Origin of the sequence: Methylophaga sp. SB9B, assembly GCF_004832235.1 — a bacterium.
Lineage (GTDB): Bacteria > Pseudomonadota > Gammaproteobacteria > Nitrosococcales > Methylophagaceae > Methylophaga > Methylophaga muralis.
Window position 1 is genome coordinate 180,073 of sequence record NZ_SSXS01000003.1, and the last position, 13,806, is coordinate 193,878.

Genomic DNA, 13,806 nt, shown 5'->3' on the forward strand with positions numbered 1-13,806 from the left:
CACAACTCAAAATTACCGGTTACAGGTTAAAACCACTCTAATGCCAACAAACTATCGAATTACCGTTTTAGTATATTTAATGCTCTTGTTGAGCGCTTGCGACCCATTGGCAAAACCGGACACATTAATGGACGAATACGTGAAGCGTTTAGCAAATGTGCTAGATGTTGAGCCGAATTATTCGGAATTGGTGGCTATTGAAAGAATACCGAGATCCCGTGAGCGCACCTTATCGATAGCTGAGACTGATATAAACATGCTCGATTTTTTAAAGCTGTATGGTTGTGAACTGCAATTTGTGGTGGGTGAAAAAAATGCAATCCTTGGCCGTGTTATGCAGCCATTAAACAGTTTGCGTTATGAGTTACGTTTTATCGAAGCAGCCAGGACATGTTTAGCTGAAATAGATAATGAACAGCTAAGACAGAAAGTAGTTGTCGCCATCGAAACAAAACAACAAAACTTACCGAGGGTGATCTGGAATGCTACGTGGGGAACTGACGAAATAGCTCAGCTTACGAGCCTTTCAAATGGACTTTATCAACCGGAACAGAGCCAACACGAAATTTCACAATACGGAAATGATATTCAGTATCTGAATGATGTCATTGGAAAACTACAATCCGGTGATTATTCGGTAGATCTGACTTATCTTGGAAACATTCAACAAAGTTGGCAATACGGAAGCAGGGCAGGCCAGTTACATAACAGTGCAAGGTTGCTGATCACTCGTCTTGATGATGCTACGCAGATACTGCAGCAGCGGATTCACCAGCAGCCTTTATGCTCGCAAAGCAAGCCTAATAAGCAGGCGCGAGTTGTAGAGTCTATGTTTTATAGTGTGTATATCGGGAAAGTTCAGCCGTATATGGCTAGTGTTAATCGTGCAGCGGGGCAGTTATTCGAACCGCTATCTGAGTTGGCTCAACTTCAACAGCATGTTATGCCTGAATCCTTTAAGCCTTATTATTCTCTTAGCCTAAACTGGGATGACGAGACAGGTCTCTGGGCTTTATATCAACAGCGGGTCAGAGAACACACAGAGGCCTGGCAAGATTTGCTCGAACAATGTGGTTTACGACCCGCTGCATAATGAACAACTAGACTTTAAAGCGACCCATCATTTGTTTCATGTTATCTGAAAAGTGTCGGATTTCCTGAGCTAATTCTTCACCGGTTTCAGCAATTTCACTGGCCGATTCGGTCTGCTGGTTTAAACCGTGCAGATTTTTACTGATCTCTTCGGCAACACAAGTTTGCTCTTCTGTTGCTTGAGCCGTTTGGGTAGCCATATCATTAACACGATTTGAAGATTGCTGAATTTCGTTAAATACCGCATCAGCTTCAACAAAGGTATTGGCTGTTTCATCAGCATTTACCTTACCTTCAGAAATCGCTTTGGAGGAAGAGCTAACTGATAACTGCAATTTTTGAATGATCTTATCTATGTCATTGGTACTTTGTTGAGTTCGAGTTGCCAAGGTTCTGACTTCATCGGCGACCACGGCAAAGCCACGACCATGTTCACCGGCACGGGCAGCTTCAATAGCGGCATTTAAAGCCAGCAAATTGGTTTGTTCAGCAACACCTCGAATAACTTCCAGTACTGAAACGATGTTATTTGAATTGGCTTCCAGTTCTTGAGAGGAATTTAATACCAAATCCATATTGCGTATCAGTGCAGAAATTTTTTCGTTAGAGCTTCTGACAACCGCCATACCACGGTCCGCCAATCCCGCTGTTTTGTCTGCTTCGGAAGCAGAGTTAGTCGCTACCTGAGCCATTTCTTTATTAGCCAATGTCATTTCATGAACCGCACTAACAATCGACTCAGTAGATAAATTCAAATTTTGATTTATGCTTTTGGTGTGCACAGAGGCGTCTGACAAACTGGCCGTGAGGTTACCCAGGCTGCCAACTTGCGCGAGAATGTTTTTAATCAAATCCTGCAAATTGGTGACAAACACGTTGAAGGCAACGGCTAGATTACCGAATTCGTCTTTTGATGAAACATCAATCCTGGCGGTTAAGTCACCATCACCAGAGGCAATTTCATTTATCCGTTTAACAAGATAATTAATATCATCAGTGAGTTTTTTAGGGATGAGATAACTAAACGCAATGGCAATTAACAGTACGATACCAACAGCAATAAAGGTAATTGTCATTTTGGTCCGAATATCGGCGGCTAATTGCTCTTCAATCACCTGAAATCCGGTGATAACCGCTTCGCCTGATTTATCCAGAATATCCCGTAACTCAGCGAACTCCTGATCTTCTATTTGTTCAAGACTACTCAGTGATTGATTCCTATTAAAAGCATCAACCAGCGCATTAGAAGATGTCACCCATTCCTGATAAGCCTTATCAAATAAAGCTGGATCACCCGATATCTCGGGATAGTCCTTCAGATACTCTCGATATTCGGCATATCGATCGGCGACTTGTTGCATATTCTCCTGACGATCTGCTTCTTGCTGTGCACTGTCTGAGCGTTCGGAAATAATATTAAGTTGTGCAAGTTTTGCTTGATAAAGATCACGATCTGCATTGAGAATCACCTCACTGGCCGGCATGAAGTTTCGTGCCTGAATTTCTATAAGCCGATTCTGTAACGACATCATCCACCAAAACATTGAGATGACAATGATAATGGTCAACCCCATGACCAATACAGGTAAAGAGCTTTTCGTGCGAATACTATGAATATTCATTTTGGTATCATCCCAATGCTTCATTGCTTAAGTTTAAGCAGCTTTCGTTAATAGCTATATCAAATTTACTGCTGTACAGCATGGTTGTCGACTGAATATAAAAAATCTTTAGCTAAAATATAAGCTAAACATAAGACATAAAGACAATTAGATGTTTTTCAATATCTAAGTTGCTGAGTTTTATGAAATTTCAACAGGGCGAGAAGGGGAGTTGTGTGTCTCCAGACAATGTAGAAAATGCATGATTGTTTATATTCAGATCGAACTTGCCTTCTAAGCATATATACATAGTGATTATGCAAGCAACACCCAGGGCTAGGTGAGAATTTAATGACTCATTTTTTTGATTTGGATTTTTTTAGTTTTTTGACTTTATCTTTCTTTTTATCGGTTTTCTTAACTTTGATTTTTTTATCTGCTTTTTTGGTTTTTTTAGAATCAGATTTTTTTGACTTGCTATTTGGCTTGGATTCTCCTTCAGTTACCTCAGGAAAACAGGCAATACCGTTTGCTCGATAACGTCCCAGCCAGTAACGAACTTGCCCTAAGCTTAATGTTGTCTTTTCGGCCGCCTCTTCCTGGCTTGCCCCCTCAGATAAAATCAATAAAGCCTTAGCTCGAGTACTATGTACTGAGCTTTCATCACTTATTTTAAGAAGTTGTTTCTTGGCTTTTTTCTTTAATTCCAACACTGCTGTCGAGTCGTTCATGTGACATCCTCAAAATAAACAAACGATATCTTATCGTTAAATGTTTCAACAATACTGCGACTATATTTATAAATTGTGACAACTCAACCGGAAGCCAATTGAGCCATCGTTTGACGCAGTTGCTGGTCATATTCAGCGTTAATAATGCGCCCGTTATCAATATCAAAATTATCATAAAAAGAGGGGAGTGACATACTGCCTTTTATTTCTGCAGCAAAGCGAGGAAGAGAACTAACGGCAATATCCATCACAGTTGCACCACCACGCTCACCAGGCGAGGTCGAAAGAAGAATCGTAGGTTTTTTCTGAAAGATTTTTTGGTCGATTCGGGTGCACCAGTCAAACAGGTTTTTCCAGGCAGCCGAATAATTTCCATTATGTTCTGCAAAGGAAATAACTAATGCATCAGCGCTGCCCAATTTGTCGAGAAATGCTTGAGCCAGCGCAGGCTGACCGAGATCTTTTTCAATATCAACACTGAATAATGGCAACTCATAATCATTTAAATCCAACACTTCTACATCAGCATTGTCGATAAGACTTGCCGCGTAAGTAACAAGTTGTTTGTTGATAGATTGTTTACTGCTGCTGGCTGCAAAGGCGATTACTTTCATACTGACTCCATTATTTGTGTGCATTGTAGTGAGAGACATGAACGGTTGTTAAAAGTTGAGCATACTGAAAAAAAGTGAAAAAAAAAGGCATCCGAAGATGCCTTATTAATATTGCTGACTAATCGTAGCTGTAATGTTTTTTCAGCTGTTTGGTGACTTGCCACATGCTTTTCAAACCTGTTGGGAAAATCACGTAATCACCAGGAACAATCGTGACTGGTTGACCACCATCTGGAGTAACAACAATTTCACCTTCCAGAATGTAAGCTTTTTCGGTTTCATCGAAATCCAGACGGAATTCAGTAACTGGGCAATCCCAAATTTCCCAACCTGACACGCCTAATTCTTGTAAACGTGCTTCGCTCGGGTTTTTTTCAATAATAATTTCTGGCATAAAAATCCTGATATTTAAAAGTATGAATCATGGTTGTCATGCGACAAACCGATTGCTTTTCTCGTCGACCATGCCCAACAACATAGCGACATGTCAGTATTTGACCGGCAAATAATAGCAAACCTCATTAGTTAAATCTTGATTGTCTTCAATTGTTTTTTTGCATAACGCTTCATACTTATCTAAACGATAATGATTTGTATTTACTGTTAATCGGCCTCAGCGTAACATATGTTTTTTTTATCGGGGCTGGAGAAGGTTCATGCGAACAAAATTATCATCATTAGCGAAGTCAATAAGTTTAGCGTTGCTCGCAATACATTCAGTTAGCGCCGCTGAGATGGTAAATGATTCGGAAGAACTTGAATCTATCACGGTCACCGCCAGTGCGGATGCATCGGCTGAAGGTTTATCTCCAGCTCATAGTGGCGGCCAGGTTGCAGTGGGTGGAAGAGCGGGCATTCTTGGAACCCTTGATCATTTAGATAGCCCATTCAGTATCACGGCGTATACCAATGAATTTATTCAAGATCGTCAGGCACGAAGTGTTGGCGATGTTTTGCAAAATGATCCATCAGTAAGGGTGGCAAGAGGATTTGGTAACTTTCAGGAATCCTACTTTATTCGTGGCTTTGTGTTGAGTTCTGATGATATTGCTTATAACGGTCTTTATTCACTGTTACCTCGCCAGTATATAGCTACAGAACTTTTTGAGCGTGTAGAGCTTTTACGAGGTGCTTCTTCATTTCTTTCCGGCGCTTCACCAAGTGGTGGCGGCATCGGCGGTAATGTTAATTTACTCCCAAAGCGTGCGCCTAATGAGCCATTGAATAGAATTACGGTTGGAACAGAACACGGGCAGCAAGGGCTTGTTTCTGCCGATATCGCCAGACGATTTGGAGAAGAAAAACAGTTTGGTGTACGTGTTAATACGGCTTACCGCGATGGTGGCACTGCAATTGATGATGAAGAAACCCAATTAGGCTTGTTTTCTGTTGGCCTGGATTGGAGAGGGGATAGAGCCCGCTTATCAGCAGATATCGGTTATCAGGATAATCAACTGGATGAAACACGTACTAATGTAACTCTATTAGGGCTTGATCGCATTCCTTCTGCCCCAAACTCTGATAGCAATTGGGCTCAACCCTGGTCGTATTCTGATGAGCAAGACTGGTTTGGCACTATGCGTGGTGAATATGATGTCACGGAAACGACAACGGCGTGGGCTGCTTATGGATTACGTCGCACCGAGGAGGAAAACTCCTTAGCCAATATTCGTGTAACAGATGCTAATTCTGGACAAGGAAATTTCTTTCGATTTGATAATGCTCGTAAAGATGAGGTCGATACCGGTGAACTTGGTCTTCGTGGCTTATTCAATACAGGTAATGTAGGACATGAATGGGTAATGTCTGCTTCATTTTTTGAATTAGATTCAAAAAACGCTTATGGGACAGGAAGTACTTTATTAACCAACTTATACAATCCTGTTGATGTGTCACAACCACCACTTGGTTTTCAAACTAATTCAGATTTGACTCCCACTTTAACAAATTCAGTTCAACTTCAGAGTTATGCCATTGGCGATACTTTGTCATTCTTCGACGAGAAGTTTCTATTAACACTTGGTATCCGTAGGCAGACGATAGAAGTAAAAACCTATGATTACAGCACAGGTGACAAAACCAGTGACTATAAAGCAACAGAAAACACTCCTGTAGTAGGAATGGTTTATAAACTCACACCCCAGTTGTCTGTGTATGGTAATTACATTGAAAGTCTGCGTCAGGGGGAAACGGCCCCAGAACAGTTTAATGGTATCGACCTTGTTAATAGAGGTGAAGCACAGTCTCCATACGTAGCCGAACAAAAAGAAATCGGTTTGAAATATGACTCTGATTATTTAGGTTGGGGACTCGCATATTTCACCACCGATATGCCACGTTCTTTTACCGATACCTCAGATCCTGCCAATCCAGTGTTTGAAACTTCTGGCGAGAACAACCATCAAGGTATCGAGTTAACGACCTTTGGTTTATTAACTGATGATATTAAGTTACTGGGTGGTGTGACTTGGCTGGATGCTAAACAGGATAAAACAGGAAGTGATGATTTAGACGGGAACCGTGTAGTGGGCATTCCTGAATATCAAGCAAATATTGGCGCAGAATGGGAAGTACCACAGGTCAGTGGTTTGGCACTTGATAGCCGAATTATCTACACGGGATCAATGTACGCAGATTCTGCCAACGATTTGAAATTACCTAGCTGGACGCGAGTGGATATCGGTGCAAGGTATTTAATGCAAGTGAATGGTAAAGATCTCACATTACGAGCCAGAGTGAATAATGTTCTTGATAGAGACTACTGGGCTTCGGCAGGTGGATATGTAGGCGCTAATGGAACGGTTGGTACAGGGTATCTGGTATTGGGTGCTCCTCGCACAGTCACCCTAACAGCCACAATGGATTTCTAATCAAATAGTGATATCAGCTTATTCAAAAGGGCTTGTAGTTGTTCACTGCAAGCCCTTTTTTATCTTATACATTCACACGCTGGTAATCACGATAACGTGGTTTCCAGAAGTTATCTTCAATAGCCTGCATTAGTGAGGCTTCGGACATTTCTGGGGCTAATTGTTTTCGTTGAGCGAGTATTGCAACAGCAAAGGCAATTTTTTTACTGAGTTCGGCGGTTTCGGTCAGGGGTGGGAGAAGTTCCTGGTGACCATCGGTAGCCATCGGTGAGGCGCTTGCCAGTATTTCGCTTGTTACCATCAACATCTCATCGGTGATCCGTTCTATCTTGGCGGCAACAACTGCCAACCCCAATCCCGGGAAAATATAACTGTTATTGCATTGAGCAATGGGATAAAGCTTTTGCTGGTAAATAACGGGCATAAAAGGACTGCCGGTCGCAATAAGTGCATTGCCGTCTGTCCATTCGATAAGCTGCTGTGGATGAGCTTCTATCTGCTTGGATGGATTACTTAACGGGAAAATGATCGGTTTCTGACAATGCGAATACATGGATTTAATTATTGCTTCGGTAAAAATTCCTGCCTGACCGGAAACACCAATTAACACCGTTGGACGGGCATTCTCAATAACTTCCGCCAGATTGGGATTGATACCAGAGATATTCCAGTTAGCACACACCAGATCCAGTTGGGCAAGCTTTTGCTGAAACTCAGGTAGCCCGGGTAATGATTGGGTCAGTAAACCTGGTCGATCAATCATGAATATCCGTTGGCGTGCAGCGAGTTCGCTGGTACCTTCAGTCATCATTTGAGCGACGACTTGTTCGGCAATACCGCATCCTGCAGAACCGGCTCCAACAAATACGATGGTTTGTTCAGAGAGAGTTTGTTGTTTGGCACGACAAGCGGCCAATAATGAGCCAACAGTGACAGCGGCTGTTCCCTGAATATCATCATTAAAACAACATAATTCATCGCGATAACGATTGAGTAATGGCAATGCTTTGCGTTGTTCAAAATCTTCAAATTGCAGCAGCACATTGGGCCAGCGTTTTTTGATGGCAGTAATAAACAAATCCATAAACTCATCGTATTGCTGAGCATCAATTCTCGGATGCTGCCAGCCAATATATTGAGGGTTATTAAGCAAATCGGCATTGTCGGTCCCGACATCCAGCATGATGGGCAGGGTATAAGCCGGGCTGATGCCTCCACAAACGGTATATAAAGACAGCTTACCGATCGGAATGCCCATACCGCCAACACCTTGATCACCCAAGCCAAGAATACGACTGCCATCCGTCACTACAACAACTTTGACATTGCGTTTCGTGGCATTAAGCAGAATCTCATCAATATGATGTCGGTCGGGATAAGAGATAAATAAGCCTCTGGCCCGGCGATAGATCTGTGAAAAGCGTTCGCAGGCATCTCCCACTGTAGGGGTATAAATGATTGGCATCATTTCTTGCAGATGATGTTCGAGCAGGTAATAGAACAAAGTCTCGTTATTATCCTGGATAGTCCGCAGGTAAATATGTTTGTTAATCGGTTCGATAAAACTGGAATATTGCTGATAGGCGCGTTCAGCCTGTTGCTCGATCGTTTCAAAACGTTGCGGTATCAAGCCCTTAAGATTGAATTGCTGTCGCTCGGACTCGCTAAATGCTGTGCCTTTATTCAGTAATGAAGTAGCTAACAGGACTGGGCCAGCATAAGGGATATATATGGGTCTAAGCGACATTTCAATAACATTCCGAATTATGAAAAGTGATGACCAGTATAAACATCACTCAACGCCTAAATTCAAATGTTATTGGGCAATAAGTAGCAGTTTTTGATCATGGAGATAACGAAATTTACAAAAAAATGAAAAAAATTTGCCAATTTAGGTACTTAGCTGTTGACGAACAGCATCTTAAAGTCGCATATTGTCTCGAATTTAACTGAGAGCAGCGTCAACTTTGCGAGGAAAATCATGTCTTTAACATCTCTTATTTCAGTGTCAATGGCGACATTGTTAGTTTCAGCATCGGCATTTGCCGGGAATTCTTCTTCGCATGAAAGCAGCATGGCCTGCGGTGCCAATAGCATTACCATTGGTATGAGTACTGACGATATCAAAGCGATATGCGGACAATATTGGGAGCCGGCATTTGTCAGCGTGCACACTCGACCTGTGCTGCGTAAAGTCGCTGATTCAGATCAAGAAAATGACCAGTTTGAAAAATGGCTTTATCGGATTGTCGAAAAGCAGGAAACACATGTCATTATCAAGAATGACAAGATTGTGAAAATATTTAATACGCCACAACCTTGATAATCACATAAGCATATAAAAACGGTCTTTTCAGGCCGTTTTTTTTGCTCAGAGTAATTGTTTTGATGGCGGATTTTTATGATTTATTGATAGTCGTATCTATGCTGATATTTATATAAATCGTCGAGATGCTGATGAAAACACCTATGTTTCTGGTTCTACCCATTTTTGCTTCATTGAGCCTGCCACTTCTTGCAGACGAGATGGAAGACAACAAACAGTGTGAACTTATCGCCAATCTTACTGGCGATTATTACCATCACAAGCAGTCTGGAAAATCCAAACAAGAAGTTGAACAGAGTTTGCGCCCTGAATTTGCAAATGATGAATTTTTACGAGTGGTTGATTTGGCAATTAATCTCGCTTATACCTTCCCGAATGATCTACCTGAGGAAGCTGTTGAACAGCAAGTCTTTCAAGGCTGTGAGCAACATCAACCCTGAGCATAATTTCCCTGCTTATGCATTCCATTTGATCTGCATCAAAAGACTAGTTCTTAGACCAAACCTCACGGTTTCATCAAACATTTTTGGCGTACACTGCTCGCATTGATAGAGAAATATTGATGAGTGGAATAATTAGTCATTACGGTTCAATCTTTCCGTAGACTATCTGCCAACCAACACAAGATGGAAAAGCCACATCTATCCATCAATAACTCTGACTGTTAATCATTAGTATCGCTGTTCAAACTGGTTTGATTTTATAAAGGACGCTTCGGATGACAACCTCCCGAAATACTCACTTGTTGCGTGCCGCAATTCTCTTGGCATTTATTGCTCTGTCAGCATTCTTATTATGGCGTTTGTTTCTCGCTCCCGATCCCTATGCAGGTTTGGTTTATGGAAATGGCCGGATTGAAGCCACGGAAATAGATGTGGCTAGTAAAACCGCAGGTCGTATTGAGGATATTTTGGTTGATGAAGGCGAGTTTGTGACTGCAGGTCAGGTAGTCGCCAGGATGGATACAGAAAACCTGATGGCTCAATTACGAGAAGCGCAGGCCTTATTTCATCAGGCTGAAAGTTCTGTTGCCATAGCCAATAGTCAATTAGTGCAACGTGAGGCTGAAAGACAAGCCGCTTTAGCACTGGTTGCACAACGTGAAGCTGAACTGAATGTTGCCCGCAAACGGTATGAACGATCATCTTCACTGGCAGGGCGTGGGGCAACCTCACAGCAGGAATCTGATGATGATTTTGCCAGACAACAAAGTGCTATTGCGGCTGTAAGCGCGTCAAAAGCACAAGTTGCCGCTGCAGATGCAGCTATTGTGACAGCCAGGGCACAAATGGCGGGAGCTGAATCGGCTTTGTTAGGGTCGCAGGCGAGCATTGATCGTATTCAGGCTGATATTACGGATAGTGAACTCAAAGCGGTACGTGATGGCAGAGTTCAATATCGAATTGCTCAACCGGGCGAAGTCATTGCAGCGGGTGGCCGGGTTCTGAATCTGGTGGATCTGCGTGATGTCTATATGACCTTTTTCTTACCTACAAACCGGGCGGGTCGTTTGGCATTAGGTACCGAGGTCAGAATCATTCTGGATGCGGCACCCAACTATGTTTTTCCAGCCAACGTGTCATTTGTTGCCGATGTCGCACAGTTCACTCCGAAGACAGTTGAAACCGCCAGTGAACGGGAAAAGCTGATGTTCCGGGTGCGGGCACAAATCCCGAAAGACTTGCTGGATGCGAATATCCTCAGAGTAAAAACCGGGTTACCCGGTATGGCTTTTATTCTTGAAGACTCACAAGGAGAGTGGCCAGAACATCTGGCGGTGAGGATCCCTTAATGTCTGCCAAACCGTTGACGGAATTAAGCAGCCAGCAATTAGTGGCAATGCTGAAAAATGTCAGTCTTCGTTATGGCAAAACGATAGCGTTAAATGAGCTGAATCTCACGATTCCTGCAGGCGTGATGGTTGGTATCATCGGTCCCGATGGTGTAGGTAAGTCCAGTTTGTTTTCGTTGATATCCGGTGCGCATGCCATTCAACAGGGTGAGGTTGAAGTACTCGGTGGTGATATGCGAAACAAACAGCATCGTCAGAAAGTGTGTCCACGGATTGCTATATGCCACAGGGCCTTGGCAAAAACCTATATCACACCTTATCCGTATTTGAGAACGTCGATTTTTTTGCACGATTATTTGGCCAGGATCGGGCTGAACGTGAACAACGGATCAGCCAGTTACTTGATGCAACAGGTTTGACAGAGTTTGCGGATCGACCCGCGGGAAAATTATCCGGCGGCATGAAACAAAAACTCGGTTTATGCTGTGCACTGATACATGATCCGGATTTACTCATTCTGGATGAACCGACAACCGGTGTGGATCCGTTATCCAGACGTCAATTCTGGACATTGATTAATCGCATCCGCAGCGAAAACCCGACCATGAGTGTTTTAGTGGCCACAGCCTACATGGAAGAGGCTGCGGATTTTGACTGGTTGATAGCCATCAATCAGGGAAAAGTGCTGGCTACAGGCACCCCGCAGCAAATTCTTCAGCAGACTTCCACCACCTCACTGGAATCAGCATTTATTGCCTTATTGCCTGATGAACAGCGAGATCGCCATAAACCCGTAGTGATTCCACCACGTAATGCTACGACGCAGGATGAATTTGCCATTGAGGCGGATAAGCTGACGATGCGGTTTGGGCACTTCACTGCTGTCGATAAGGTGAGTTTTAAAATACCTCGCGGTGAAATTTTTGGTTTTCTCGGATCCAATGGTTGTGGCAAAACCACGACGATGAAAATGCTGACCGGCCTGTTGGCTGCGACAGAAGGCCAAGCCAAATTATTTGGCTTGGCAATTGATCCGCATGATCTGAGTATTCGCCAGCGAGTTGGCTATATGACCCAGTCATTCTCGTTATATGGTGAACTTACGGTAAGACAGAATCTGGATCTGCATGCACGTTTATTCAAATTACCCACCCAGCAAATTGCTGGCCGAATCCTGGAAATGGCCAAACGCTTTGAATTGGAAGCCGTGCTGGACAGCTTGCCGGATGCTTTACCGTTAGGACAAAGACAGCGATTATCCCTTGCAGTGGCGATGATTCACGGACCGGAAATGCTGATTCTGGATGAACCGACGTCGGGAGTGGATCCTATTGCGCGTGATGCGTTCTGGCAGATATTGGTGGATTTGGCGCGTCAGGATGGCGTAACCATTTTTATCTCCACACATTTTATGAATGAAGCAGAGCGTTGCGATCGGATTTCATTGATGCATGCGGGCAAGGTACTGGTGACCGATACCCCGGAAAATTTAAAAAATGCCAGACATTCAGCTTCTCTGGAAGATGCCTTTGTTGAATATCTGCAGCAAGAAGTGCTGCGTGAAGCTAAACCGCAAACTGGCATTAATGAAACGGTCAAACCTTCGATGCCTCCAACCAGCCAATCGAATCGAGCGGTTAGCACTACCGATGCGTTTAATCTGCGGCGTTTATATAGTTACAGTCGCCGGGAAACACTCGAACTACTGCGGGATCCAATACGCCTGACGCTGGCGATGGTGGGCACCTTACTGCTGATGTTTGTGGTGGGATATGGCATTAATATGGATGTTGAAGATCTCAAATTTGCCGTGTTGGATGCTGATCAAACAGCTACCAGCCGTGATTACAGATTAAATCTATCTGGTTCACGTTATTTTATTGAACAACCCGAGTTGTATAGTCATGCTGAAATAGAGCGGCGAATGCAATCAGGTGAGCTGAGTCTGGCAATAGAGATCCCCTATGGTTTCGGCAGAGATCTGGCACGTGGGCAGACCGTTGAAATTGGCGCGTGGATTGATGGTTCGATGCCAACCCGCGGTGAAAATATTCGTGGTTATGTGCAGGGAATGCACAGTCATTGGCTTATCACCAAATCAAGAGAAATACTTGGCTCTGCAGTTATTGCCCAGCCAGCCATCATCGAAACACGCTTTCGTTATAACCCGGATGTAAAAAGTCTGGTGGCAATCGTACCGGCGATGATTCCATTATTATTGATGCTGATTTTATCGATGTTGACGGCGCTTTCGGTGGTGCGTGAAAAAGAGCTGGGCTCGATTGTGAATCTGTATGTCACGCCAGTGACCCGATTGGAATTCCTGCTGGGTAAACAACTGCCGTATATCGCCCTGGGTATGTTGAATTTTGTGCTGCTAGTGCTGTTTGCAGTGTTTATATTTCAGGTGCCGTTTACCGGCAGCTTTTTCACCTTGGCATTTGCTGCATTGCTGTATGTTTTTTGTGCCACCTCACTGGGTTTATTGATTTCAGCATTTACCCGCAGTCAGATCGCAGCGTTATTTGGCACAGCACTTTTAACACTGGTTCCGGCAGTGCAGTTTTCCGGCATGATTGATCCTGTGTCTTCAATGCAAGGTGTCGGCAGGTGGATTGGTGAGGTTTATCCCGCTACGCACTTTTTGACGATTTCGCGAGGGGTGTTTTCTAAAGGCTTGTCCTATGCCGAATTACAACCGGCATTTATCGCGCTGTTTATTGCTGCACCGGTGTTATTGGTTATCGGTGTCATGTTATTGAAAAAGCAGGAACGCTGAA

The 13,806-nt window shown here is 43.5% G+C and carries 11 protein-coding genes and 1 pseudogene; 7 read left to right on the plus strand and 5 right to left on the minus strand.

Translation table 11 applies throughout. The annotated features are described in order from the left end of the window. Positions 1 to 40: 40 nt before the first annotated feature. On the plus strand, positions 41 to 1,093 hold the full coding sequence (locus E8Q33_RS04875) for a DUF3080 family protein (protein WP_247869933.1): 1,053 nt from the start codon (positions 41 to 43) through the stop codon (positions 1,091 to 1,093). A gap of 7 nt (positions 1,094 to 1,100) precedes the next feature. Here the strand turns inward: E8Q33_RS04875 and E8Q33_RS04880 are convergent, their stop codons facing one another. The 4 genes from E8Q33_RS04880 to E8Q33_RS04895 form a co-directional block, all read right to left on the minus strand. Continuing rightward, the gene (locus E8Q33_RS04880) at positions 1,101 to 2,714 is read right to left on the minus strand and encodes a methyl-accepting chemotaxis protein (protein ID WP_136553215.1); all 1,614 of its coding nucleotides are present in this window, start codon (positions 2,712 to 2,714) and stop codon (positions 1,101 to 1,103) included. 335 nt (positions 2,715 to 3,049) lie between these two features. Beyond that, a complete protein-coding gene (locus tag E8Q33_RS04885) occupies positions 3,050 to 3,424 on the minus strand; it encodes a helix-turn-helix domain-containing protein (RefSeq protein ID WP_136553217.1) in 375 nt (124 codons plus the stop codon). An 83-nt stretch (positions 3,425 to 3,507) separates the two neighbouring features. Then, positions 3,508 to 4,038: an NADPH-dependent FMN reductase gene (locus E8Q33_RS04890; RefSeq protein WP_136553219.1), complete on the minus strand. Its 531-nt coding sequence runs from the start codon at positions 4,036 to 4,038 to the stop codon at positions 3,508 to 3,510. Positions 4,039 to 4,156: 118 nt separating this feature from the next. Next, positions 4,157 to 4,432, minus strand: a complete 276-nt coding sequence (locus E8Q33_RS04895; RefSeq protein ID WP_069296819.1) for a cupin domain-containing protein — start codon at positions 4,430 to 4,432, stop codon at positions 4,157 to 4,159. 262 nt (positions 4,433 to 4,694) lie between these two features. Between E8Q33_RS04895 and E8Q33_RS04900 the strand changes: the two genes are divergently transcribed. Next, on the plus strand, positions 4,695 to 6,908 hold the full coding sequence (locus E8Q33_RS04900; RefSeq protein WP_136553221.1) for a TonB-dependent siderophore receptor: 2,214 nt from the start codon (positions 4,695 to 4,697) through the stop codon (positions 6,906 to 6,908). Positions 6,909 to 6,972: 64 nt separating this feature from the next. Here the strand turns inward: E8Q33_RS04900 and E8Q33_RS04905 are convergent, their stop codons facing one another. After that, entirely contained in the window at positions 6,973 to 8,655 is a 1,683-nt protein-coding gene (locus E8Q33_RS04905; RefSeq protein ID WP_136553223.1) for an NAD-dependent malic enzyme, read from the minus strand. Between the two features lie 234 nt (positions 8,656 to 8,889). Between E8Q33_RS04905 and E8Q33_RS04910 the strand changes: the two genes are divergently transcribed. The 5 genes and pseudogenes from E8Q33_RS04910 (at position 8,890) to rbbA (ending at position 13,805) form a co-directional block, all read left to right on the plus strand. Beyond that, the gene (locus E8Q33_RS04910) at positions 8,890 to 9,231 is read left to right on the plus strand and encodes a DUF2845 domain-containing protein (protein ID WP_084003073.1); all 342 of its coding nucleotides are present in this window, start codon (positions 8,890 to 8,892) and stop codon (positions 9,229 to 9,231) included. A gap of 134 nt (positions 9,232 to 9,365) precedes the next feature. Next, a complete protein-coding gene (locus tag E8Q33_RS04915; RefSeq protein WP_136553225.1) occupies positions 9,366 to 9,674 on the plus strand; it encodes a hypothetical protein in 309 nt (102 codons plus the stop codon). Positions 9,675 to 9,952: 278 nt separating this feature from the next. Further along, positions 9,953 to 11,026 carry an HlyD family secretion protein gene (locus E8Q33_RS04920; protein WP_069296815.1) on the plus strand — a complete coding sequence of 358 codons (1,074 nt, stop codon included), beginning with the start codon at positions 9,953 to 9,955 and terminating at the stop codon, positions 11,024 to 11,026. 125 nt (positions 11,027 to 11,151) lie between these two features. Further along, positions 11,152 to 11,229 (plus strand): annotated as a pseudogene (locus tag E8Q33_RS16660) (hypothetical protein); the annotation flags it as partial. A gap of 77 nt (positions 11,230 to 11,306) precedes the next feature. Further along, positions 11,307 to 13,805, plus strand: a complete 2,499-nt coding sequence (gene rbbA / locus E8Q33_RS04925; RefSeq protein ID WP_256369437.1) for a ribosome-associated ATPase/putative transporter RbbA — start codon at positions 11,307 to 11,309, stop codon at positions 13,803 to 13,805. The last annotated feature ends 1 nt before the right edge of the window (position 13,806 follow it).

Excerpts from the sequence above, each read along its gene's own strand:
- E8Q33_RS04875 (WP_247869933.1), top strand. The coding sequence starts at position 41 with ATGCCAACAAACTATCGAATTACCGTTTTAGTATATTTAATGCTCTTG.
- E8Q33_RS04880 (WP_136553215.1), bottom strand. The coding sequence starts at position 2,714 with ATGAATATTCATAGTATTCGCACGAAAAGCTCTTTACCTGTATTGGTC.
- E8Q33_RS04885 (WP_136553217.1), bottom strand. The coding sequence starts at position 3,424 with ATGAACGACTCGACAGCAGTGTTGGAATTAAAGAAAAAAGCCAAGAAA.
- E8Q33_RS04890 (WP_136553219.1), bottom strand. The coding sequence starts at position 4,038 with ATGAAAGTAATCGCCTTTGCAGCCAGCAGCAGTAAACAATCTATCAAC.
- E8Q33_RS04895 (WP_069296819.1), bottom strand. The coding sequence starts at position 4,432 with ATGCCAGAAATTATTATTGAAAAAAACCCGAGCGAAGCACGTTTACAA.
- E8Q33_RS04900 (WP_136553221.1), top strand. The coding sequence starts at position 4,695 with ATGCGAACAAAATTATCATCATTAGCGAAGTCAATAAGTTTAGCGTTG.
- E8Q33_RS04905 (WP_136553223.1), bottom strand. The coding sequence starts at position 8,655 with ATGTCGCTTAGACCCATATATATCCCTTATGCTGGCCCAGTCCTGTTA.
- E8Q33_RS04910 (WP_084003073.1), top strand. The coding sequence starts at position 8,890 with ATGTCTTTAACATCTCTTATTTCAGTGTCAATGGCGACATTGTTAGTT.
- E8Q33_RS04915 (WP_136553225.1), top strand. The coding sequence starts at position 9,366 with ATGAAAACACCTATGTTTCTGGTTCTACCCATTTTTGCTTCATTGAGC.
- E8Q33_RS04920 (WP_069296815.1), top strand. The coding sequence starts at position 9,953 with ATGACAACCTCCCGAAATACTCACTTGTTGCGTGCCGCAATTCTCTTG.
- rbbA (WP_256369437.1), top strand. The coding sequence starts at position 11,307 with ATGCCACAGGGCCTTGGCAAAAACCTATATCACACCTTATCCGTATTT.